This window comes from Vibrio sp. 10N.261.52.C11, from assembly GCF_041471405.1.
GTDB classification, from domain to species: Bacteria; Pseudomonadota; Gammaproteobacteria; order Enterobacterales; family Vibrionaceae; genus Vibrio; species Vibrio crassostreae_C.
The window spans coordinates 1-23,293 of the sequence record NZ_JBFROI010000035.1; the positions used below are offsets into that span (position 1 = coordinate 1).

At 45.0% G+C, this 23,293-nt stretch carries 19 protein-coding genes; 11 read left to right on the plus strand and 8 right to left on the minus strand.

From position 1 onward, the window contains the following. The 6 genes from mltG to AB4323_RS14200 all read left to right on the plus strand — a co-directional run. On the plus strand, positions 1-1,009 hold a 1,009-nt coding region (gene mltG, locus AB4323_RS14175), incomplete at its 5' end, for an endolytic transglycosylase MltG (protein WP_372152760.1). Positions 1,010-1,019: 10 nt separating this feature from the next. After that, positions 1,020-1,652, plus strand: coding sequence for a dTMP kinase (gene tmk / locus AB4323_RS14180; RefSeq protein ID WP_017062148.1), 633 nt, complete (start codon positions 1,020-1,022; stop codon positions 1,650-1,652). A 6-nt stretch (positions 1,653-1,658) separates the two neighbouring features. Further along, positions 1,659-2,624 (plus strand): DNA polymerase III subunit delta', encoded by a 966-nt coding sequence (locus AB4323_RS14185; RefSeq protein ID WP_017062147.1) that lies wholly within the window; start codon positions 1,659-1,661, stop codon positions 2,622-2,624. Then, on the plus strand, positions 2,615-3,382 hold the full coding sequence (locus tag AB4323_RS14190) for a TatD family hydrolase (protein WP_017063483.1): 768 nt from the start codon (positions 2,615-2,617) through the stop codon (positions 3,380-3,382). The genes AB4323_RS14185 and AB4323_RS14190 overlap by 10 nt, the downstream gene beginning before the upstream one ends. 445 nt (positions 3,383-3,827) lie before the next feature. Beyond that, entirely contained in the window at positions 3,828-5,258 is a 1,431-nt protein-coding gene (gene ptsG, locus AB4323_RS14195; RefSeq protein WP_102332502.1) for a PTS glucose transporter subunit IIBC, read from the plus strand. A 229-nt stretch (positions 5,259-5,487) separates the two neighbouring features. Further along, positions 5,488-5,892: a hypothetical protein gene (locus AB4323_RS14200; RefSeq protein WP_372102488.1), complete on the plus strand. Its 405-nt coding sequence runs from the start codon at positions 5,488-5,490 to the stop codon at positions 5,890-5,892. A 92-nt stretch (positions 5,893-5,984) separates the two neighbouring features. Here AB4323_RS14200 and AB4323_RS14205 read toward each other — a convergent pair whose 3' ends face one another. Beyond that, positions 5,985-6,578, minus strand: a complete 594-nt coding sequence (locus tag AB4323_RS14205) for an outer membrane beta-barrel protein (protein WP_017067207.1) — start codon at positions 6,576-6,578, stop codon at positions 5,985-5,987. 145 nt (positions 6,579-6,723) lie between these two features. On the opposite strand from AB4323_RS14205, the gene AB4323_RS14210 reads away from it, so the two are divergent. Together AB4323_RS14210 and AB4323_RS14215 are read left to right on the plus strand one after the other, a co-directional pair. After that, positions 6,724-6,813 (plus strand): YnhF family membrane protein, encoded by a 90-nt coding sequence (locus tag AB4323_RS14210; protein ID WP_100214626.1) that lies wholly within the window; start codon positions 6,724-6,726, stop codon positions 6,811-6,813. Positions 6,814-6,875: 62 nt separating this feature from the next. Beyond that, a complete protein-coding gene (locus AB4323_RS14215; protein ID WP_372134782.1) occupies positions 6,876-8,090 on the plus strand; it encodes a patatin family protein in 1,215 nt (404 codons plus the stop codon). 159 nt (positions 8,091-8,249) lie between these two features. On the opposite strand, the gene pyk is transcribed toward AB4323_RS14215, so the two are convergent. Then, positions 8,250-9,698, minus strand: a complete 1,449-nt coding sequence (pyk, locus tag AB4323_RS14220) for a pyruvate kinase (protein WP_017062141.1) — start codon at positions 9,696-9,698, stop codon at positions 8,250-8,252. A gap of 319 nt (positions 9,699-10,017) precedes the next feature. On the opposite strand from pyk, the gene AB4323_RS14225 reads away from it, so the two are divergent. Next, positions 10,018-11,235 carry an ROK family protein gene (locus AB4323_RS14225; RefSeq protein WP_372152762.1) on the plus strand — a complete coding sequence of 406 codons (1,218 nt, stop codon included), beginning with the start codon at positions 10,018-10,020 and terminating at the stop codon, positions 11,233-11,235. A 168-nt stretch (positions 11,236-11,403) separates the two neighbouring features. Continuing rightward, positions 11,404-12,345: a chemotaxis protein CheV gene (locus AB4323_RS14230; protein ID WP_017062139.1), complete on the plus strand. Its 942-nt coding sequence runs from the start codon at positions 11,404-11,406 to the stop codon at positions 12,343-12,345. A gap of 333 nt (positions 12,346-12,678) precedes the next feature. Here the strand turns inward: AB4323_RS14230 and AB4323_RS14235 are convergent, their stop codons facing one another. From AB4323_RS14235 to AB4323_RS14250, 4 genes are all read right to left on the minus strand, one after another. Continuing rightward, positions 12,679-15,771 carry an error-prone DNA polymerase gene (locus AB4323_RS14235; RefSeq protein ID WP_372152764.1) on the minus strand — a complete coding sequence of 1,031 codons (3,093 nt, stop codon included), beginning with the start codon at positions 15,769-15,771 and terminating at the stop codon, positions 12,679-12,681. Positions 15,772-15,844: 73 nt separating this feature from the next. Continuing rightward, complete coding sequence (locus tag AB4323_RS14240) at positions 15,845-17,314, minus strand: DNA polymerase Y family protein (protein ID WP_372152765.1); 1,470 nt, start codon at positions 17,312-17,314, stop codon at positions 15,845-15,847. A gap of 3 nt (positions 17,315-17,317) precedes the next feature. Continuing rightward, complete coding sequence (gene imuA, locus AB4323_RS14245) at positions 17,318-18,025, minus strand: translesion DNA synthesis-associated protein ImuA (protein WP_017063488.1); 708 nt, start codon at positions 18,023-18,025, stop codon at positions 17,318-17,320. A gap of 318 nt (positions 18,026-18,343) precedes the next feature. Continuing rightward, positions 18,344-19,084 (minus strand): YciK family oxidoreductase, encoded by a 741-nt coding sequence (locus AB4323_RS14250; protein ID WP_017062135.1) that lies wholly within the window; start codon positions 19,082-19,084, stop codon positions 18,344-18,346. A gap of 137 nt (positions 19,085-19,221) precedes the next feature. Between AB4323_RS14250 and sohB the strand changes: the two genes are divergently transcribed. Further along, on the plus strand, positions 19,222-20,289 hold the full coding sequence (gene sohB / locus AB4323_RS14255; protein WP_065583981.1) for a protease SohB: 1,068 nt from the start codon (positions 19,222-19,224) through the stop codon (positions 20,287-20,289). 144 nt (positions 20,290-20,433) lie between these two features. On the opposite strand, the gene AB4323_RS14260 is transcribed toward sohB, so the two are convergent. Together AB4323_RS14260 and AB4323_RS14265 are read right to left on the minus strand one after the other, a co-directional pair. Then, positions 20,434-21,996: a SpoVR family protein gene (locus AB4323_RS14260; RefSeq protein ID WP_050634858.1), complete on the minus strand. Its 1,563-nt coding sequence runs from the start codon at positions 21,994-21,996 to the stop codon at positions 20,434-20,436. An 11-nt stretch (positions 21,997-22,007) separates the two neighbouring features. Further along, complete coding sequence (locus AB4323_RS14265; protein ID WP_017062133.1) at positions 22,008-23,279, minus strand: YeaH/YhbH family protein; 1,272 nt, start codon at positions 23,277-23,279, stop codon at positions 22,008-22,010. Positions 23,280-23,293 lie beyond the last annotated feature (14 nt).

Consider the following 23,293-nt stretch of genomic DNA (forward strand, 5'->3'; position numbering starts at 1 on the left):
AAAGTTATTTATTTTTATTATCTTGTGCTTAATTGCAGCCGGTGCTGCTGGTTTTTATGTTTACAACCAAGCGCAAGATAACCTGAAACAAGTTATTCAATTAGAAAAACCACAAGTCGTGACTGTTGCTTCAGGTAGCAGCTTTAACCGCGTTCTAGCCCAGTTGATTAACGAGGGGCTGTTTGAGGCTTCTCCTTACGAGAAATTAATCCGTAAGTTACATCCTGAGCTTGTAGACGTAAAAGCGGGTACTTTCCTGCTTGAACCGGGTTTAACCTTAGAGCAAGCGCTACAGGTGCTTGTAGAAGGGAAAGAACACCAGTTTACTATTACCTTTGTTGAAGGCAGTCGTTTTGACGAATGGCTTGTTCAGCTAAAAGACAACGAATTCATTCAACAGACATTGGATGGCGTTTCTGAAAAAGAGATCGCTGAAAAGTTGGGTATTGAAAACGAAAAGCTAGAAGGTCTCTTCTTAGCAGAAACGTATCACTACACCTACGGCACCACTGATTTAGATTTGTTGAAGCGCGCGCATCGAGACCTAATGAGCGTGGTGAATGAAGAGTGGGAAAATCGAGCGGATAAGCTGCCTCTTAAATCGCCATACGAAGCGTTAATTCTTGCATCTATCATTGAGAAAGAGACCGCTGTTGCGTCAGAACGTGAGCGTGTTTCTTCTGTGTTTGTTAACCGTCTAAACAAGCGTATGCGTTTGCAAACTGACCCAACGGTTATCTATGGCATGGGTGACAGCTACGATGGCAACATCCGTAAGAAAGACTTACGCACGCCAACGCCTTACAACACCTATACAATGAGTGGCTTGCCACCGACACCTATCGCTATGGCAGGCAAAGCGTCTATCAACGCGGCGTTGAATCCAGAGAAGAGCAACTACTTGTATTTCGTTGCGAGTGGAACAGGTGGTCACGTATTTTCAAAGAGTTTGACTGAGCATAACCGTGCAGTGCGAGCTTACTTAAAGCAATTAAGAAAAAACAGATAAAGAAATAATTATGAATCAGTCGAAATTTATCGTGGTTGAAGGCCTTGAAGGCGCTGGCAAAAGCACAGCAATCAATGCCATCGTTGAGACATTAAAAGCATCGGGTGTTGAAGATATTGTTAATACTCGCGAGCCGGGTGGTACTGTCTTAGCTGAAAAGATGCGTTCATTGGTTAAAGAAGAGCACGAAGGCGAGAAGCTTCAAGACATGACTGAATTGCTGTTGATGTATGCAGCACGTGTTCAATTAGTCGAGAACGTCATCAAGCCGGCACTCGCCAATGGTCAATGGGTATTGGGTGATCGTCATGATATGTCTTCACAGGCATACCAAGGTGGTGGTCGCCAGATCGCGCGCACGACTATGGAATCACTGAAAGCAACCACGCTAGGCGGCTTTAAACCCGATCTAACGCTATATTTGGACCTAGACCCTAGAGTAGGGCTAGAGCGTGCTAGAGGCCGTGGTGAGCTTGATAGAATTGAAAAGATGGACATCTCATTTTTCGACCGCACGCGTGAGCGCTATCTAGAAATTGCAGAACAAGATGATTCTGTACTTGTGATTAACGCGCAGCAAGAAATTGAGCAAGTAGCCGCTGATATTAAAGTCGCGCTAACTGCTTGGCTCGACAAACAGTAGGTAGTCATGGCTGAAGTGTATTCTTGGCTCACACCTGTATGGAGTGAGTGGAAAAAAAGTCTCGATGCGGAGCGTTTTCCTAACTCTGTGATTGTTAATGCACCGGAAGGGCTCGGCGTTGATGCTTTGATTAGCCAACTTACCGACGCATTGATGTGCACGAACTATGAAAGCGAGTCGTGCGGGTTTTGCCACAGCTGTGAGTTAATGAAGTCGGGCAGTCATCCTGATTTTCATGTGATCTCACCCGAGAAAGAAGGTAAGTCGATCACGGTTGATCAAGTGCGTGCCAGTAACCGCTGGGCTCAAGAGTCTTCTCAGTTAGGTGGCTTGCGCGTTATTTTGCTTAACCCTGCTGAAGCAATGAACGAATCGGCTTCCAACGCACTATTGAAAACTCTGGAAGAGCCATCAAGCAAGTGCATCTTCATTCTGTCTACTCGTAACAGTAATCGCTTAATGCCGACTATTATTAGCCGTTGTCAGCAATTCAATGTGGTTAGTCCGCAGTTAGAGACAGCATCAGCGTGGTTAGATGGTGAAGTGGGCAAAGCGGTACCGCAGTATATTTTAGCACTCAATGACAACGCGCCTTTAAAAGCAAAAGCGATGTTTGAGCAAGGTGGCGTTGAAGCTTCAACAAAAGCGCTCGATGGCTTTGTGAATGTGATAAAAGGCACTCAACCTGACATGCTAAAGTTCTCTACAGAGCTTAGCAAAGACCCTTTGATTCAACTTGGCTGGCTTTGGCATCTATTGTCAGATGTACAGAAGCTGCATTTTGGTTTGGCGAATCAGGCTTTCACTCCGAGTGCGAAAGCACTGTGTGAGGCGATGTCTTATCAAAGTGCTTATGCAGCATCGAATAAACTGCTGACATTGATTGAGCAGTTAAAGCAACACCCTGGGCTCAATACGGAGCTACTCATAATGAATTGGCTGATAGCCACTTGCGAGGAAACATGTTCGTAGATTCCCACTGTCATTTAGACAAACTGGATTACCAAGATTTACACACCAGCGTAGAAGATGTGGTTAACAAGGCGAAGGCTGCTAATGTAGACCAATTGCTTTCTGTCGGTGTGACACTCGATTCGTTTGAAAATATGCTCGAGATGATCTCGCCGTTTGATAACGTTAAAGCCTCTTGTGGCGTTCACCCTCTCGATGTTGAAAGTGATTTCAGCCTAGAGACAATGCGTGAATACGCGAGCAACCCTAAGGTTGTGGCGATTGGAGAGACAGGTTTAGATTATCACTACCAACCAGAGACGGCGGAGCTGCAACAGCTACGATTTAAGCAGCATGTTGAGTTAGCCGTTGAGCTGAATAAACCTTTGATCATTCACACTCGTAACGCACGTGAAGACACATTAGCTATTTTACGTGATGGCGGAGCTGAGAAGTGTGGCGGTGTGATTCACTGCTTTACCGAAGATCAAGCATTCGCAGAAGCAGCAATGGAACTAGGTTTCTATATCTCAATTTCAGGCATTGTGACCTTTAAGCAGGCTACAGAACTTAAAGAAGTTGTTAAAAACCTACCGCTAAACAGGTTGCTGATCGAGACGGATTCTCCATACTTGGCGCCCATTCCATATCGTGGAAAGCAGAATCAGCCTGCATATGTCGTCGAAGTGGCGGCCTACATTGCGCAATTAAAAGGTGTGTCGATGAAAGAGGTTGCCGAACAAACGACCAAAAATTACCAAAAACTTTTTTTGCGATAAAAATCTAAGTAAAGAAATAAAAGGGAGCAAAAGCTCCCTTTTTGTGTTTTTTATCACCAAAAATACGTTTTTTTTTAATGTTTACGAATTATGTTGAACTTGAGAGCGCTAATTATAACATTTGTAATTTTGTTACTAAAAATAACATTCGCTCCTATTTTATTTACCCAGTAAAATAATAGGGCTCTTGAAAAATACTTATATATTTCAATGCATTAAACACTTGTAAAGCATTGCATTTCTAGATTTGACATGTGATCCAAGACGTGTTTTGGAACTAAATTTCGTAAGTGACTAGAAAGTTAGTTCCCCATCAATATATATTTAGCGGCAGAAAATATAATGCAATACATGGTTACATTTTCGCAGGGTGCTAACATATAGGCTACGGGGGTGTGCCGTTAGAACCCAATATAATTATTTTATCTTTATCAGGAGCATAAACATGTTTAAGAACCTTTTTGCTAGCCTGCAGAAAGTTGGTAAGTCTCTGATGCTTCCAGTATCAGTTTTACCAGTTGCGGGTATTTTGCTAGGTGTCGGTGCAGCAGATCTTCCTTTCATTCCAGAAATCGTTTCAAACTTAATGGAACAAGCTGGTGGTTCAGTATTCGGTCAAATGGCACTACTGTTCGCAGTAGGTGTTGCACTTGGCTTTACTAACAACGATGGTGTAGCGGGTCTAGCTGCTATCGTTGGTTATGGCATCATGACTGCTACACTTGGCGTAATGGCTGGTGTAATGGGCGTTGATAAAATCGATACTGGTGTACTAGGTGGTATCCTAGTCGGTGGTGTTGCTGCTTGGGCATTCAACCGTTTCTTCCGTATTCAACTACCAGAGTACCTTGGCTTCTTCGCTGGTAAGCGTGCTGTGCCAATCATCACAGGTTTCTCTGCGATTGGTCTAGCAATCCTACTATCTGTAGTATGGCCACCAGTTGGCGGCGCTATCTCTGCGTTCTCTGATTGGGCTGCTCACCAAAACCCACAAGTGGCGTTTGGTATCTACGGTATCGTTGAGCGTTCTCTAATTCCATTTGGTCTTCACCACGTTTGGAACGTACCTTTCTTCTTTGAAGCTGGTACTTGTGTAAACGCTGCTGGCGAAACTCAAAACGGTGTTCTTACTTGTTACTTAGTTGCTGATGACGCATCTCGTGCAGCGGGCAATGGCTTCGGTCAGCTAGCTGGTGGTTACATGTTCAAGATGTTCGGTCTACCTGCTGCTGCAATCGCGATTGCACACTCAGCTAAGCCTGAAAACCGCGCTAAAGTAATGGGCATCATGGCTTCTGCTGCGTTGACTTCATTCCTAACGGGTATCACTGAACCAATCGAATTCTCTTTCCTATTCGTTGCTCCAGTACTGTACGCAATCCACGCTCTACTAGCTGGTTCTGCATACGTTCTTGCGAACACTCTAGGTTTTGTACACGGTACATCTTTCTCACACGGTCTAATCGACTTCCTAGTTCTATCTGGCCACGCGTCTAAGATGGGCCTAATGGTTGTATGTGGTATTGCTTACGCTGCAATTTACTACATCGTATTCCGCACTGTGATTAAAGCTCTAGACCTTAAAACTCCAGGCCGTGAAGACGAGACTGAAGAAGAGTCAGTTGCGACTGGTTCTGAACTTGCTGGTGAGCTAGTTGCTGCATTCGGTGGCAAAGCGAACATCACTGGTCTTGACGCTTGTATTACTCGTCTACGTGTTGCAGTAGCTGATACAGCTCTTGTTGACCAAGACAAGCTGAAGAAACTAGGCGCTGCAGGTGTTGTAGTAGTAGCGGGTGGCGTACAAGCTATCTTCGGTACTAAGTCTGACAACCTTAAGACAGACATGGATGAGTGGATCCGTAACAACGGTTAATTCTCTGATTCAATAAATTGAAAGGAGGCCGAAAGGCCTCCTTTTTTGTTTTCTGCTCTATGAAAGATCTATTGTGCTTAATCTCCATTAACTCAGGTACTTATCATTCAACTCGATCATTTGATGGTCGTTCCCAAATTTTTCGTGTCTTTTATCTTTTACCCAGCGATGACACCTTTTGCTGAGATTCCAGTAGACTTCCGTTTTTTAAGTACAGTCTGAGAATATTATGAAACATCGTTACTTGTTCGGCCTTATGTGCTGCAGCGGAGCCTCGTTTGCTCAAGCTTCTGAAGCTCCAGCTTTGGAAGTTGGACTCGCCATTGACCAAGACCTGAGTGTCGTTGTGGAATTTGATCAGAAATACCGTGCTACGATTGGCAATGACGGCGCTGCCTTTGATTACATTTTGAAGCGTGGTCAGTTCGAGACTGAAGCTCCGTTGAGCTGGTACGTCGGTGCTGGTGCTTGGGCTGAATGGAATGACGACTTTGGCTTACGCTTGCCGTTAGGCGTGAAAGTGAATTTCTACGAAGGTTGGAATGCTTACGCTCAAGTTCACCCTGAACTCGATATGTATAAAGGTGTTGAGTTGCAAGTGGGCGGCGCTTTAGGTGTTACCTATAAGTTCTAACCTGAACTAAAACCGTTTTAATAATGAAAAAACCAGCATTTAGCTGGTTTTTTAGTTTGGGCCGATCTTATATTTTTGCTTCATTGAGCCGCTTAGAAAGTAAAACTCAGTCCGACATTGGCTTGGAATTGGTTCATCCAGTCGGTATCAAAGCGAATGATGCACTCTTGCCCGTTATTTGGGATATTACAAACACCGGAGGTATCGTTGTCGACAACCGTGCCTAACCAACGTACTTGTGTGTTCAACGCTAGTCGGTCACTAAATTTGTACTCTAAGCCACCAAAGATAGAAGTTGAGAATCCATACTTATCTTTTGCCCAGTCTACATCGACGTAAGAAGCACCCAGGCCTAGCCCTAGATAACCCGACAACACAGGCGAAGCAGGGTAGTAGATGCTGCTTTGAAGGTGCAGGTATTGGATGGAGGAGCTTAGGTTAAGCGTTTCTAATTCCGAGCTCTGATTGGAGTAGAAGAAGCCGATGCGTCCTTTTTCAAGTGGCGTTTCAATGGCAAAGGTGTAATTTTCAGAGCCTTTCATGTCATAGGTTTTACCGTCCTGGTCTTCGACACTGCCACCGCCGGTATAACCTACCATAGGTGTAATGATGATCTCCGGCGAAGCATACGCGCTTGAAACGGAGAGAAGCGTAATCAGTGCCATCATATTTGCTTTGTTATTCATGAGTATATCCTTATCCATACACTTACTAATTGTGATGGTTACATCAATATTGTGCGACTAATTTCGACGATTCTTGAAGATACTTCACACACCTGATAGTACTTAAATAGAGACTCGACAAATTAATAATAAGCCAGAGGTGTCTATGGACCATAATCTGAAAAATGCCCTACAAATTACCGTGTTTATCTACATGATCATTCTTTCATTTGGCTTTATTGCGATTGGTAGTTAATACCATCTATTGCGAGGCTGAGTTTTGATACTCAGGGAATAATGAATAATGAATAATGAATAATGAATAGTGGGATTATAACCAATATTGATACAGCAATAGACTTGGATTATTACGCTAAGTTTATTGCTGGAAAAACAGCACTGGTCGCTCAAGGTGGCGGACAGAGAAGTATTTTTACTTCTGGAGTGCTGGATGCCTTTCTTCTCTCAAATTTTGACCCCTTCGACGAATTTTTTGGTACCTCAGCAGGTGCTCTCAACTTATGTGCTTATCTGTGCCGTGATAAAGGCCTTGGACGTTCTTTTGTTCTCGACCTCACAACCTCACCAGAGTTCTTCAATCTCTTTTCCTATATACGACACAGAAAGAACCTAGGATTAGAATGGGCGCTAGAACAAATCATGGCTTACCCATATAAGCTCGATCTGGATTTAGGGCGACAAACGCTAGGCGATCGCCACTTCTATGCGGCTGTAACGGATTCCAAAGACTTACGAGACCACTACTTCCCATTATTGGGCGAAGATTGGTACAAGGTGATGATTGCGACCTGTGCTATTCCTCGCTTGTACAATGACGAAGTCTTTATTGGTGACAGTGCTTATGTGGACGGTGGTGTATCGGCGTGTATCCCAGTTCAGGAAGCGTGGCGAAGACAAGCTCGTTCTATTGTGGTGATTCGTACTGAGCCAGTGGTGGAGGAAGGTAATACCCATTTGGTTGAAGCACCAGTTAAGGGATCTTCAGTCAAAGCGCCTAAACCTATATCTGCAGAAGAACTGGAGTGGTTCCGCGAATCTTTCGACAGTGTTCAAGGCCATTGGCAACAGAAAGTGGAACAGTGGAAAACCGACTGGACCTCTTTCTTCCAACAACAAATTATGCGCTCAAAAGAGCAGAAGCGTGACCGTGGGCATTTAGACCTGCTGAACGGTGGTCGCTGGCTATTTGGTGCAGATGATATTTATCGCTTAAGTCATTTAATCGGAGATAAGTTTGATTCAGGGTTGGCTGACATGCTGATGGTGCATTATCAGACCTACTCATTGACTCAGGATTTTTTGAATTCGCCACCAGACGACGCGTTTGTGGTTCAGATAGCACCTAGTCAAACGCTTAAATCGAGCTCATTAATGAGTCATAAAGATGATTTACTGCATGATTACGAATTGGGTTTAGAAGCCGGTTACCGATTTGTGGAGAGCTATACCTCAACGGAAAACGCTCGCAACTCGCATATGCCACAGTTAGCCACCATTGCTGCGGGTAACTAATTCCCGAAGTTGATGAGCTAGCATGCTGTGAGCTCGTTATGCTGTTTAAGCAGATTTTAGTGAGTCGTGTTCTGAAATGAAAAAGGGTTATTGAACTTGGTTCGATAACCCTTTTAAGTTTTTGAGATTAGGCGAATCGTTTCGCCTTAAGGTCAAATATTAGGTGACAGGCAAGATTCTCATACAGTTGGTTGACCCTGCTACATCCATAATGTCGCCTTGAGTGACGATCACTAGGTCACCAAACTTAAGGTGTCCTTTCTCTTTCAAGCAAGTGAGTGTAGATAGTGCAATGTCAAAGCTGTCTTCGGCTTCTGTCTCGAAGTAGATTGGTGTCACACCTCGGTATAAGGTACAGCGATTAAGCGTTCCTTCGTTACGAGACAGCGCGTAGATCGGCATGTCGGCACTCAGGCGAGACATCATCAGTGCGGTGCGGCCTGACTCGGTGAGAGTGACAACGCCTTTAATGCCTTCCATATGGTTTGCAGAGTAGATGGTCGCCATCGAAACGGTTTCTTCGGCAGTAACAAAGGTGCGGTCAATACGGTAATTGGATTGGTTATTAATGCCTGCCATTTTTTCCGCACCAATACAGACTTCAGCCATCGATTTTACGGTCTCGACTGGGTAGTCACCAGCTGCAGTTTCACCAGACAGCATCACAGCATCGGTGCCATCGAGTACGGCGTTGGCAACATCCATAACTTCGGCACGGGTTGGCATTGGCGCAGAAATCATTGATTCCATCATCTGAGTTGCGGTGATGACAGTTCGGTTAAGCGCTCTGGCACGGCGTATAAGCTGTTTTTGTACTCCGACTAACTCAGGGTCGCCAATTTCCACTCCGAGGTCACCACGAGCCACCATGACCACATCTGAGGCCATTATGATGTCATCCATGTTCTCAACTGTAGCTACTGTCTCTGCTCGCTCCACTTTTGCGACGAGGTGAGCTTCTAAGCCGGCTTCTCGTGCAAGCTGACGAGCATAGTGCATGTCTTCACCATTACGAGGGAAAGACACCGCTAGGTAATCCACTTTGATTTGTGCGGCGGTGACGATGTCGCGCTTGTCTTTTTCTGTTAGCGCTTCTGCGGAAAGGCCACCCCCTTTTTTGTTGATGCCTTTGTTATTTGAGAGTGGGCCGCCAATGATGACTTCGGTATGAACGCGACAGCCTTCCACTTTGGTTACTTTGAGTTGAACACGACCATCGTCAAGCAACAGTATATCGCCGGCGGATACGTCGTTAGGCAGTTCTTTGTAATCAAGGCCAACGGCTTCTTGATTGCCTTCACCTAAACCTAGGCTGCTATCGAGAGTGAACAGGTCGCCTACGGCAAGTTGGATTTTGCCATCTTTGAATGTCGACACACGAATCTTGGGACCTTGTAAGTCTCCGAGAATGGCGATTTGAGTACCGTGTCTTTTTGCTATTGCTCTGACTTTTTCTGCGCGTTGTATATGGTCGTCGCTGGTGCCGTGAGAGAAGTTCATACGGACTATATTGGCACCGGCTTTGATGATCTCTTCAAGCACGTTACCTTTATCAGTAGAAGGGCCTAGCGTTGTGACGATTTTCGTTTTTCTTAATTCGGCTGTCATGAATACTCCTAGAGTGAGGCCAAGTAATCTTTTAAAAGACTGAATTAAGTATATGCATTAATTGATAATTTATTGGGAGCTAGGAGGATATTTCTTGATTTGCCTTTAATTATTGAATTCAGGGCTCAAACGCAATGTTTTACTCTGAAAATTAAGTCGCAAATTATCGATGTGGGTGTTAATTTTCCTCGAACTATTTGACTCGATACACAAAGATTCATGTATATACGTGATACTGGTCACGGCGATATACCAAGTGACTTCACAATTACTTCGCAAAGTAAAAAAATTACCTCGTTGATGATTTCTGGAGCGTAAAATGTACATGGCTCAACCGGGCCATATTGATCATATCAAACAGGTCAATGCTGGTCGTGTATATAAACTAATTGACCTTAAAGGTCCTATTTCTCGTATCGATCTGTCCAAGCAAAGTGAGTTGGCTCCGGCGAGTATTACTAAAATTACCCGTGAACTCATTGAAGCTCACCTTATTCACGAAACGACGGTTCAAGAAGCCACGACTCGTGGGCGTCCTGCTGTCGGTCTGCAAACCAATAACGAAGGTTGGCAATTTTTGTCGATGCGTCTTGGTCGCGGATACTTGACGATCGCGCTCCATGAATTGGGCGGCGACGTGCTTATCGATACCAAGATTGATATCCATGAACGTGATCAAGACGATGTGCTTGCGCGTCTTCTCCATGAAATCGATGAGTTCTTCCAAACCTATGCCGAGCAACTCGACAGGGTGACGAGTATCGCTATCACACTGCCAGGTCTGGTGAATTCAGAGCAAGGTATTGTGTTGCAGATGCCGCACTATAACGTTGAAAACTTAGCGTTGGGGCCGGAGATCTACAAAGAAACCGGTTTGCCAGTCTTTATTGCCAATGATACCCGAGCGTGGGCATTAGCAGAAAAGCTGTTTGGTAACTCACAAGACAACGACAACTCTGTTCTTATCTCGATTCACCACGGTTTAGGTGCCGGGATCATTCTTGATGGTCGCGTTCTGCAAGGACGTCACGGTAACATCGGTGAGTTGGGGCATATCCAGATCGACAAGGAAGGCAAGCTTTGCCACTGTGGTAATCGAGGCTGTTTAGAAACGGTGGCGAGTTCTCAGGCAATCCGTGAGCAAGTCAAAGAGCGATTGGTAAATGGTGAAGAATCAACGCTAACGGTGGTTGAAGACGTCACTATTGAACAGATCTGTGCTGCCGCTGCTAATGGGGATCCGCTGGCTGTCGAAGTGATTGAACAGTTAGGCCGTTATCTAGGTTCTGCGATTGCGATTGTGATTAACCTGTTCAACCCAGAGAAAATCTTGGTGGGTGGTGTTATCAATCAGGCGAAGAGCGTGTTATACCCGGCGATTCAAAAGTGTATCGAAGAGCAGAGTCTATCGGTTTACCATAAAGACTTAGAGCTGGTGGAATCTCGTTTTTATAAGCAGGCAACCATGCCAGGTGCTGCGCTCATCAAGCAGGCCTTATACGATGGCCAACTGTTAATGAAAGTTATTGAAGGTTAACCCCTTTTTCTCGTCTTGTAGCCTTACCTTGAACCTTTCCATGTACTTAAGCTTTGTATAACATCATTTGTTGTACTTAGTTTAAGCATTCTGTGCATTGGCGCTTTGCTTTAACCTATTGAAGTAGGCTATTGTAGCCACAGTTATTATTTGTCACTAAGGTGTTGTATGTCTGGCGTTTTAAATTCGGTTGATCAGAGAACCAAACTGGTCGGTGAAAACCGTCTGGAACTCTTGTTATTCAGCTTAAATAGTCGTCAACTATTTGCGATTAACGTATTTAAAGTGAAAGAAGTCCTCAAAGTGCCAGTACTCACTCGCTTACCGGGCTCTCATCATCATATTACGGGTGTTGCGTCTTTACGTGGTGAATCGGTGCCTGTTATCGATTTACGCAGTGCCATTGGCTTTCCGCCATCTCGTGCGGAGTCTCAAGAGAGCAACCTGATTATTACGGAATACAACCGAACCGTACAAGGTTTCTTGGTTGGGCAAGTTCGTAATATCGTGAACACGACATGGACAGAAATCCAGCCGCCGCCAAAGACAACAGGCCGTGCAAACTACCTAACCGCTATTACGCATATTCAAGAAGAAGAGCAGCACAAGATCGTCGAGATCATCGATGTTGAGAAAGTGTTGGCTGAGATCATTGATTACGATGTCTCGATCTCTGAAGGCGTTTTAGATGAACAATTAGCTCAGGAGATGATAGGACGCAATGTGCTTATCGTTGATGACTCTTCAACAGCGCGTAACCAGATCAAAGGCACCTTGTCGCAGTTGGGTTTGAACATTATTGAGTGTTGTGATGGCTTAGAAGCACTGACCTTACTTAAGGGCTGGTGTGATGAAGGCAAAGACATCAATCAAGAAATATTGTTGATGATCACCGATGCTGAAATGCCTGAAATGGACGGCTACAAGCTGACACACGAAGTACGTACTGACCCAAGAATGCATGACCTATTCATCACGCTAAATACTTCATTAAGTGGAAGTTTTAATGAAGCTATGGTTGAGAAAGTAGGGTGTAACCGCTTTATTTCTAAGTTCCAGCCAGACCTCTTGGTTGAAGTGACTCAAGAGCGAATGCGTCAGATTTTATAATTAATGCTGCTGTACGGTTTGTTTTGAGTGACCTTATAGAAAGCGCTTGCTAATATTCACGCAGCATATTTTTCTTAACGAAATATGCTCAACTACTAGCGTAACTTTTCACACACAATCTAAGGTAGTTCCTCTTAATGATATGGTTAACGTCTAAAGTCGTCATGACTTTGAGCTTATTACTGTATAGGGAATTTAAGAAAAGACGTACGGAAGCTGAAGTTGAGTCATAACTCAACAACTGGAATTGAAGGGAAGCGGATGCTTCCCTTTTTCGTTTTTCTTTCTCTCGTTTCTTTAGCCAATGACCGGTTGAGACCAGTTGGTACTTCGCTAATGAAAATCCCGAGATTTGGTTTTCAAGCTAACAATTTCATCGGTAATATCGATAAGTTTTCCCGCGATAACATGCACGACTTCACCTTCTTTTTCTAATATCCCTTGTACTTTTAACGCCTTGGCTGTGAGATAAGCTTGCTGTTGAGCGCGTGCGGTTGCTCCCCATACCACGACATTAATATTACCAGAGCTATCTTCTAGCGTGACAAAGGTGACACCTGCCGCGGTGCCGGGAGATTGTTTTCCTGTGACTAATCCGACAACGGTGACCATAGATTTGTGTCTTTGCTGTATTAAATCTTTCATGTGTGTGAATCGACCTAGTCGTCCCGCTTCTTCGAGCAAAGTGATGGGGTGCTTGTTCAATGAAATTCCGACACTGGTGAAGTCTTCGAGTAGATCTTGCATCTCGTTGGGCTTGTGCAGTACATGTTCGTCATGCCCTGCCTCAGCATCGTCATAGGCTTGGCTAAACAGAGGTAAATCCGACGCCGAGTCCATGATCGCCCAGCGAGTCTGGAAGCGGTCACCAGAAACGTTATGTAGCGCATTGGCTGATGCCAGTAGCTCGATATCTTTCTTATTCATCGATAACTGTTTGACCTGACTAGGGTGGCGATAACCGGATTGTGGGCGATTGGCGAGCACGCTTTGAATTCCATGCTCGCTGAATCCTTTGATTTGTCGCAGCCCTAAGCGAATCGCTAGACCATTCTGATGAGGGGCAACCGTGTGGTCGTTTTGAGAAGCGTTCACACATACCGGAAGTATCACCACATTGTGTCGTTGTGCGTCTTGTACCAACTGTGAAGGGCTATAAAACCCCATCGGTTGGCTATTCAACAGAGAAGCGTAGAAGCACTCTGGGTAGTAGCATTTCAACCAAGCGGAGCAATACGCTAACACCGCAAACGAAGCGGAGTGGCTTTCAGGAAAACCGTACTCGCCAAAGCCGCATATCTGTTTAAAGATCTGCTCAGCAAACTCTGTCTCATAGCCGCGCTTTTGCATTCCTTCGATGAGTTTGTTTTTAAACTTAAAGACGTTGCCATTTTTCTTCCAAGCGGCCATTGCCCGTCTGAGTTGATCTGCTTCTCCGCCTGTGAACCCTGCAGCGACCATCGCGAGTTTGATCACTTGCTCTTGGAATATCGGTACACCTAAGGTGCGCGACAGTACTGATTCCACGTCTTTAGATGGATAACTGATTGGCTCAATGCCATCTCGACGCTTGAGAAACGGATGCACCATATCACCCTGAATAGGGCCTGGGCGTACGATAGCGATTTGAATCACCAAGTCGTAATAAGTCTTCGGTTTAAGCCTTGGCAGCATGCTCATTTGTGCGCGTGACTCAATTTGGAATATCCCGACTGTGTCTGCTCGCTGAATCATGCCGTAAACCTGAGGATCGTCCTTAAGGCGAGTGATCTCAGCAATGGTCAGTGATCGCCCGTGAATACGTTTGATCAGGTCGAAACATTTACGAATCGCAGAGAGCATACCCAACGCGAGCACATCAACTTTCAGCAAGCCTAAGGTTTCTAGATCATCCTTATCCCATTGGATAATGGTTCGATCGTGCATCGCTGCATTTTCGACGGGAACCAGCTCATACAAAGGCCCTGAGGATATGACAAAGCCACCGACATGTTGAGATAAGTGACGTGGGAAGCCGATAATCTCATTCACCAAGTGGATAAACTGCTGCCCCTTCAAAGAATCAGGTTGTAGCCCTAATTGAGTGAGCTGAGCCTGCCAACCTAAGCTTTTGTCCCTGCGATTGGTGTTCTTGATGAAGTAGTCGAGCTGAGTTTCTTGTAGCCCTAATGCTTTCCCCACATCTCTCACCGCACTTTTGAAGCGATAAGAGATGACTGTTGCAGCAAGTGCAGCCCGTTCTCTACCGTATTTTTTATAGATGTATTGGATGACTTCTTCACGACGTTCGTGTTCAAAATCGACATCAATATCAGGCGGCTCATCGCGCTCTTTACTGATGAAACGCTCAAACAGCACCGAGATCTGTCTTGGGTCGACAGAGGTGATTTCTAAGCAGTAACAGACCACGGAATTGGCCGCTGAACCTCGACCTTGGTAAAGAATGCCTTGGCTTTTGGCAAACATCACGATGTCATGAATGGTGAGAAAAAAGAAAGGGTAGTCAAGCTCGTCAATTAATCCCAATTCTTTATCTATGATTTGTTGGATGTCGTTAGGTACACCTTGTGGGAAGCGAGTCTGTTTTCCTTTTTCGACCAACATGCGCAGATAACTCATGGGCGTCTCACCTTGAGGAATCAGCTCACTGGGATATTCGTAGCGTAAGCTATCTAAATCAAACTCACACAGCTCAGCGATACGGTTGCTCTCTTCTAGCCACTCCGCTTTGAAGATATGAGAGAGCTTATTGATACTCCGTAAACAGCGCTCGGCATTAGCGAGTAAGTGACTGCCCACTTCGGTAATGGGCTTTTGGTACTTTATCGCAGTGAGTGAGTGCTGCAAGGGTAAGCGATTCGCATTGTGCATCAACACACCACCACAAGCTGTAATCGGCAGTTGGTGATGTTGTGACAGCTCAACGCAGTAATCTGTGTACTGCTGGTCGGTTTGCTTTAGGTGTCTTTGTAAGCCAATCCACAACCGACCTGAATGATGCTGGGAGAGCCATTGCCCCCAGTGTGCGTCTTCATTTTTCTGTTGAGGAAGCCAAAGAATAAAGCAGTGCTTAGCTGACATGATGTCCCACTCAGAGAGCTGATAATGTCCCTTGCTGCTACGACGTCTCGCGTTGGTAATAATACGGCACAGCTCGGCGTAGGCTTGTCTGTTTGGGCATATCAAGACCACTTGGCACTCTTCATTTAGCCAAAACATGCTCCCGACAATTTGCTTGAGCGACAGTTTATGTTGCTTGATCGCAGAGTGAACCTTAACGATGCCCGCGACTGAGCACTCATCAGTAACCGCGAGTGCTTTGTAACGCAAGAAATCGGCCTGTAAAACAAGCTCCTCTGCGTGTGAGGCTCCCTTAAGGAAGGAGTAATTGCTTTGGCAAAATAGCTCTGAGTATTGCTGAGACATAACGTAATCTCACTTAACCATTGCGAGTGAACATGATTGAAAAGGGACGCTGAAATTGAATCAGTAGAACAGACTAGCTAAATAAGCCGTGCAAAAACCACTGCTTATCTGGCGTTCTAAAGACCCATAACCACCGACCGTTTTCACTGTGAGCAATAAAGTAGTCACGAATGATCTTCTCTCCGTCCCACCAGCCAGACACAATACGTTCAGGGCCTTGAGACAAGGTGACGCTTTCGGTTAAGGCTTCGGGCTCTGGCAGTAAAATACTGGGCCGGAGTCGTTGTTGATCGACGCTAAGAGCTATGGTTTGTTGCTCGCTCTCTGGGGGCGTTTGCCTTTTTGCCACAGATTTACTCAGTGTTGGGAGCGAATACTGATTGGCCTTTTCTGGCCTTGGGTCGTGCTGTATTTTCGGTGTTTTAATACAGGCCTGCCCAAGCTTTGCTTGCAGTAATGAGAGCAAATCTAACGCGGCAAGTGTTCCGGTATTACCATCAAAAAGATCATGGTAGGCCATTTGGGGTTCTCCATGACGAACCAAGCTGAGGGTCAGCCCTTGAACCGGTGCTGTGAGCTTGAGTGACTCTAAGGTGAGATGAGTAAGGTTCGCCCATTTTTCTGCAAGGTAATCACCTTGTGCCGAATAAAAAGAGACCGGGTGATCGTCTTTATCTCTAAGGTGCAGAGTCAGTGTTAGCTCAAACGCGACTCTGTCACGTAGCTTCAAAAAACACTCGAGTTGATTCAGTAATTTCAGCAACGGCTTTTCGATAAATAGGATGTTTTCAATATCAAACAACAGCTCCAAATATTGCTGGAAATTCTCTGGTGGGTGATAGAAATCAATTGGGTGCTTGAACTGGCCGTTTAGGCGACCGACATAATTGACCAAGTCGATATCAAAGCGGCGTGCGACCTCTTGCAAAGGCAGCTTTAATAGATCTTCAACGATGTTGATACCGACACGGTTCAGGCGTTCAACTTGCTTGGTCGGTAGCTCACTGGAATTCAATGCTTGTTGATTGACCCAAGTTTTCATCTGCTCAATATTGTTTGTTGCTTGGTTGATCGCTTGCTTACCCAAAAGGATCGCAGAAAGCGGCGAATAACCCGTAGCGAAGCTGAACTGGATATTGAGCGTTTCTAAGTGGCTTTTGAGCTCATGCCAGTAGTTATCTAGCCCGTCGTAAAGTGACAGCATGTTAGAGGCTTTAATCAACAAACCATTAGGTGGCAATAACGCCATGTCGGAAGTGACCAAATACGCCCATTGAGCGATCTCTTTGAGCTTACTTTTCTCCAGTTCAATACTGTAAGGGTGGACGTGTAAGTTGTGACACAGCGCCGCCGCAGATCCTAAGCCCGTACCAAGTGAAATTCCCGATTGCAACGCAACTGGGTTTGCTTGCAGTACTCGGTGATCTTTTTCATCCACGATGATAATGGGTTGTTCGCGTGAGTCTTCGCTCGAACCCAATTCATTAGAGTTAAACAAGGTATCCAACTGCAGAGATGGAAAGTGCAGATAAAGCCACAACATACGTTAGCCTTGCTTCGCAATAGGAAAAGCCAGCACAGTGTTACCAGACAAAGCGCGGTCTGAATTGTCTTCATAAACGACTTTCTCTGTGAGTAACGGCCAGTAGTGTGTCATGTCTAGAATAAAGCTGCCATACGACCAGCTGCCTTTTCTCTTAGTCACTTCAACCTTTAATCCCTGCGCGTGAGAAGAGAGTTTCATGCTTAAGGAAACGGGCAGGGATAATTGATTATGGCTGGTGGCTTTAAAGTGAAACTGCAGGCACTTACCGGTTTCACTGGCTGCTTGTAGGCGCTTTGTTTGGTGTATTTCTAGATCGGCTCCCCATAGCAATACAGAGTGACAAGCGCCGCTTTTGAGGCACTGCTCAGCTGCCCACAACGCATCGAGATCGCGTTGAGGCTGGATAACGAGAATGTTTTCTAATTCAATGCCTTGGCTGTTAAAAAACTCAGCACAGATCTTCCCTGGCGGGTTAATGAATATGGCCAGTTTTTGCGAGTTTTGTTGAGATAAATAGGGCGTCAGTAGGCGAAGCTCGCCGATCCCTTGTTGTGATTCAACTTCAATAACGCCGTGCGTCGGGAAGCCGCCATCAAGCTGTTTATCCAGTTGAGGATAGCCTGTTGAAGTGGTGCTTCCTTGCGTTGTTGATTGTAACCCTTTCCAGATTAGCTGGCGGTCTTGTAAGTTTTTTATTAGTTCATGCATAATTAAATACCTGTATATTTATACAGTATATTTAACAATGGAAAAGATGCAAAGCAAAATGACGAAAATTAGGGGAATAATACCAATCACAGTAAGTAAGTGATCATAAATAGCGCAGGAAAAATGCTTGAGAACAAGGCAGAAATTTTCGATAAGTAGTTATTCTACAATCAAAATTTCTAACGCCGTTATCGAGTGTTTTAACAAGCTAGGATGACCAGTTATTTACTACGATTGGTATCAGTGTTAGTTGATTGATTTAGATACAAAAAAAGCCGCTATGGAAGCGACTTTTTACTATTGGTCAATGATATCAAGTTACTTAGGTTGAGCATCGATACATTGGCCATTAATGTCTGTCACACTTGGGTTCATTAAGTGTAGGTACAGTGGGATGATGTCGAGTGGCGTTTTTAGCTTATTCGCATCTTCTCCTGGGTACGCTTTTGCACGCATACGTGTTTGAGTGCCGCCTGGATTGATTGCGTTAACACGGATGTTCGTGTCTTCAAGCTCGTCCGCTAGGATCTGCATCATACCTTCGGTAGCAAACTTAGAAATTGCGTAAGTGCCCCAGAATGCACGGCCAGAGTGACCAACCGTTGAAGAGGTAAATACGATACGACCTGCTTCTGCTTTTTTAAGTGCAGGTAGCAGAGCTTGAGTCATCAAGAACTCAGACTTCACATTGATCTGCATAACATCATCAAAGGTTTCTTCATCAATCTGCTCAAACGGGCTCAGAGTGCCAAGAACGCCAGCATTATGAAGTAGGCCGTCTAAACGACCGAACTGTGATTGAATGGTTTCAGCCATATCAACGTAGTTCTGCTTTGTCGCACCTTTTAAATCCAATGGGATAATTGCAGGCTGCGGGTAACCAGCGCTTTCGATTTCATCGTAAATGAATTCTAGGTTTTTAACATTGCGGCCTAACAGAATGACAGTTGCGCCATGTTGAGCGAAGCTTAGTGCAGCTTGGCGACCAATGCCAGCACCGGCACCTGTAACCAAAATTACTTTATCTTTGAGGGCATCTGTAGAGATTGGGTAATCCACTGTGCTTATCCTTCTTTCTTTTATTATGTTCGTCATTCCATTGATGTTTAATCACACAGATAACCGCAGGAATGATGAGAAATTCTTGGTAATCGTGACAAGATGGTTACAATACACTAATTCATACAATAGGGGATATGACATTGGAATTTTTGTTGGACTACGGCTTGTTTTTAGCCAAGATTGCGACCGTTGTAATCGCCATCATTGCAATTTTAGTCATTGCTAAATCTGTGGGTGGAAAATCAAGCGCGATTAAAGGTGAGCTGGAAATCACGAACCTATCTGAACACCATAAACAGACGATTGAACAATTAGAGCACCATCTACATGATGATGCTTTCATCAAAGCCCGTGATAAAGCAGAAAAGAAAGCGGAAAAAGAGAAAGTAAAATCACGCGGTAAAGAAGTGAAGAAAGCAGCGAAAGAGGGTGAGCTTGATAGCAAGCGTGAACCACATCTATTCGTTCTTGATTTTAACGGCAGCATTGATGCGAAAGAAGTGGCTTCATTGCGTGAAGAGGTAACGGCGGTTCTGGCTGTGGCTCGTGAAGGCGATGAAGTCTTACTTAAGCTTGAATCTGGCGGTGGCATGGTTCATGGCTATGGTCTGGCGTCTTCTCAACTTGATCGTATCAAAGCGGCTGGCCTGCCTTTGATTATCTCGGTAGACAAAGTAGCAGCAAGCGGTGGTTACATGATGGCATGTATCGCAGACAAAATCGTATCAGCACCTTTTGCTATCGTTGGTTCTATTGGCGTGATTGCTCAACTACCAAACTTCAATAAACTGCTTAAAAAGCACGACATTGAGTTTGAACAGCTAACTGCGGGTGAGTACAAGCGCACACTGACTATGTTTGGTGAGAACAGCGATAAAGCACGTGAGAAGTTCAAAGAAGAGCTAGAAGAGACACACGGCTTATTCAAAGACTTCATTCGTGACCATCGTCCAGCGCTAGACCTTGATAAGGTTGCAACGGGTGAGCACTGGTTTGGTACACAAGCACATGAACTTGGGCTGGTGGATGAGATCCGTACTTCTGATGACTTAGTTGTTGAAGCATGCAAAGACAAGACGGTTCTAGCGATTCACTATGTACAGAAGAAAAAGCTGTCAGACAAGCTAGCTGGCGTGGCAGGTAAATCTGCAGACAGCGTGCTGATGAAGCTGATTGAACGCGGTCAAAAGCCGATTGTTTAAGCTTATTTAGTTCGAGCCTTAAAAAGAAAGCGCATAAGTCATCAGACTTATGCGCTTTTTTATTGCTCCACTTCCGAGCGGGTGACCACTATGTTGTAGGGGGAGCGGAGTTTTATACCCATAATCTACTTACTATGATGGGTATTAAATCTTGGCTCCATAGTCATTGCGTTTCGGACAAGTCGTCAGGATTTCTCGATGACCCGTGTCTTTGAGCTCTTCCAAAATCACATCAAAGCCCCACAAGCGATAGAGATGCTTCATCACTTCGTCGTAGCCTTTATCAAGCGGGATGCGGTCGTGAGGCACATATTGCAGTGTCATTGAGCGGTCACCACGAACATCGACATTAAACACCTGAATGTTTGGTTCAAGGTTACTTAGGTTGTATTGCGCCGCAAGCTTCTCACGAATCAGGCGATAGCCCGGATCATCATGAATAGCACTCACCTCAATGGTATTTTTACGGTCGTCGTCGAGTACAGAGAACAGCTTAAAGTCTCGAATGATTTTTGGAGAAAGGTATTGGCTGATGAAACTTTCATCTTTGAAGTTGTGCATCGCAAAGTGCACCGCTTCTAACCAATCACTTCCGGCTAACTCAGGGAACCACTCTCTATCTTCATCGGTTGGCTCTTCACAGATGCGTCGGATGTCTCTAAACATCGCAAAGCCAAGCGCATAAGGGTTTATACCGCTGAAATAAGGACTGTTGTAGGCAGGTTGTGCGACGACACTGGTATGGCTGTGTAGGAATTCTAAGATGAACTTATCACTCACCAAGCCTTCGTCGTAAAGGTGGTTAAGAATGGTGTAATGCCAGAAGGTTGCCCAGCCTTCGTTCATCACTTGAGTTTGTTTTTGAGGGTAGAAGTATTGGCTCACTTTGCGAACGATGCGAACACACTCTCGTTGCCAAGGTTCAAGCAGTGGTGCGTTCTTCTCGATAAAGTAGAGAATGTTTTCTTGAGGCTCGCTAGGAAAGCGGATCTTGGTCTCTTCTTCCTTACTTTTATTTTGAGGAACGGTTCGCCATAGCTCATTCACTTGAGATTGCAGATAAGCTTCGCGTTCTTCTTGTCTTGCTGTCTCTTCTGCAATGGAAATCTTCTCAGGGCGTTTGTATCGGTCTACGCCGTAATTCATCAGTGCGTGACAAGAATCAAGGAGCTGCTCGACTTCAGCAACACCATATTTCTCTTCACAACCACTGATGTACTTCTTAGCAAACAACAAGTAATCGATGATGGAACTGGCATCGGTCCATGTTTGGAACAGGTAGTTGCCTTTAAAGAAAGAGTTGTGGCCATAACAAGCGTGAGCCATTACCAGCGCCTGCATTGTGACCGTGTTCTCTTCCATCAGGTAAGCGATACACGGATCGGAGTTGATTACGATTTCGTATGCCAAGCCCATTTGGCCATGCTTGTAGTTTTGCTCGGTTTGAATGAATTTCTTACCAAAAGACCAGTGGTTGTAATTTATCGGCATACCAATGCTCGAGTAGGCATCCATCATCTGTTCTGAAGTAATCACTTCAATCTGGTTTGGGTAAGTGTCTAAACGGTAATGCTGCGCCACACGCTTAATTTCTACGTGGTATTTCTCCAAGAGGTTGAATGTCCAATCTGGACCATCAGGCAGCATCTTGTCGTTTTTCTTCTTTGCAGCTTTGTCTTTCTCTGCAACGTTTGATTTCGCTGTCATGGCAAACTCCCTTACGCTGTCTCTTTCTGGAACAGTTCTCTAAACACAGGAAAAATATCATCCACCGTTTTAATGTTTTTCATGGCGAAGTTGTCAAAGCTACTCTCGAGTTTTTCGTATTCGTGCCAAAGCGTTTGATGAGAGCGGCGTGTTATTTCGATGTAAGAGTAATATTGGCAAGTTGGCAGAAGCGTATTGACCAGTAACTCTTTACAACGAGGAGAGTCATCAGCCCAGTTATCGCCATCAGAGGCTTGTGCTGCATAGATGTTCCACTCATTAGCAGGGTAGCGGTCTGCGACAATTTCCTTCATCAGTTTCAGTGCGCTCGAAACAATGGTGCCACCCGTTTCTTGTGAGTAGAAAAACTCATGTTCGTCGACCTCTTTAGCCTGAGTATGGTGACGAATAAACACAACATCGACGTTTTCGTAGGTGCGATTTAAGAACAGATACAGAAGAACATAAAAGCGCTTCGCAATATCTTTTGTGGCCTGATCCATAGAGCCCGATACATCCATTAGACAGAACATCACGGCTTGGCTAGATGGAATAGGGCGCTTCTCGTAGTTTTTAAAACGTAAGTCGAAGGTGTCAATGAACGGCACGCTTTCAATCTTTTTACGTAACTCGGCAATCTCTTCTTTGAGGCGACCTTCCTCAAAAGGTTGTGCCGGCTCCGTCATTTTAACTTGGTCAAGCTGTTCCATCAGTAGGTTAAGCTCGCGCTTTTTACCTGCTGTCATCGCGGTTCTACGAGCCAGAGATTGCTGTAGTGAACGAACGATAGCGATGTTGGATGGAATCCCCGCGCTTTGGTAACCAGAGCGGTGAGTTTTCCATTCGGTGATTTTGTTGACCTGATTTTTCTCTAGATTAGGTAGAGCTAAATCTTCAAAGAGAATATCAAGATACTCATCTTTTGAAATTTGGAAGGTAAATTCATCTTGGCCTTCGCCGTCAGGGCTTGCGTCGCCTTGGCCTGAGCCACCACCTTGACCACCACCTTTAGGGCGTTCGATTTTATCGCCAGTGATGAACTGATCATTACCTGGGTGAACGCGCTCTCTTACGCCGCCTTGACCTTGGTGAAAGTTCGGCTCTTTGATGTCTTTATGGGGAATAGTGACGTCTTCACCTGTTTCTGTATTGGTGATTGAGCGTCGGTTAACTGCATCGGCCACAGATTCTTTGATTTGCTCTTTATGGCGTCGTAAGAAACGCTGTCTATTCACAGCACTCTTATTTTTGCCATTGAGCCTCCGATCGATAAATTGTGCCATAAGAACTCCCTCTC

Coding starts and splice junctions, on each gene's coding strand:
- tmk (WP_017062148.1), top strand. CDS start 1,020: ATGAATCAGTCGAAATTTATCGTGGTTGAAGGCCTTGAAGGCGCTGGC.
- AB4323_RS14185 (WP_017062147.1), top strand. CDS start 1,659: ATGGCTGAAGTGTATTCTTGGCTCACACCTGTATGGAGTGAGTGGAAA.
- AB4323_RS14190 (WP_017063483.1), top strand. CDS start 2,615: ATGTTCGTAGATTCCCACTGTCATTTAGACAAACTGGATTACCAAGAT.
- ptsG (WP_102332502.1), top strand. CDS start 3,828: ATGTTTAAGAACCTTTTTGCTAGCCTGCAGAAAGTTGGTAAGTCTCTG.
- AB4323_RS14200 (WP_372102488.1), top strand. CDS start 5,488: ATGAAACATCGTTACTTGTTCGGCCTTATGTGCTGCAGCGGAGCCTCG.
- AB4323_RS14205 (WP_017067207.1), bottom strand. CDS start 6,578: ATGAATAACAAAGCAAATATGATGGCACTGATTACGCTTCTCTCCGTT.
- AB4323_RS14210 (WP_100214626.1), top strand. CDS start 6,724: ATGGACCATAATCTGAAAAATGCCCTACAAATTACCGTGTTTATCTAC.
- AB4323_RS14215 (WP_372134782.1), top strand. CDS start 6,876: ATGAATAGTGGGATTATAACCAATATTGATACAGCAATAGACTTGGAT.
- pyk (WP_017062141.1), bottom strand. CDS start 9,698: ATGACAGCCGAATTAAGAAAAACGAAAATCGTCACAACGCTAGGCCCT.
- AB4323_RS14225 (WP_372152762.1), top strand. CDS start 10,018: ATGTACATGGCTCAACCGGGCCATATTGATCATATCAAACAGGTCAAT.
- AB4323_RS14230 (WP_017062139.1), top strand. CDS start 11,404: ATGTCTGGCGTTTTAAATTCGGTTGATCAGAGAACCAAACTGGTCGGT.
- AB4323_RS14235 (WP_372152764.1), bottom strand. CDS start 15,771: ATGTCTCAGCAATACTCAGAGCTATTTTGCCAAAGCAATTACTCCTTC.
- AB4323_RS14240 (WP_372152765.1), bottom strand. CDS start 17,314: ATGTTGTGGCTTTATCTGCACTTTCCATCTCTGCAGTTGGATACCTTG.
- imuA (WP_017063488.1), bottom strand. CDS start 18,025: ATGCATGAACTAATAAAAAACTTACAAGACCGCCAGCTAATCTGGAAA.
- sohB (WP_065583981.1), top strand. CDS start 19,222: ATGACATTGGAATTTTTGTTGGACTACGGCTTGTTTTTAGCCAAGATT.
- AB4323_RS14260 (WP_050634858.1), bottom strand. CDS start 21,996: ATGACAGCGAAATCAAACGTTGCAGAGAAAGACAAAGCTGCAAAGAAG.
- AB4323_RS14265 (WP_017062133.1), bottom strand. CDS start 23,279: ATGGCACAATTTATCGATCGGAGGCTCAATGGCAAAAATAAGAGTGCT.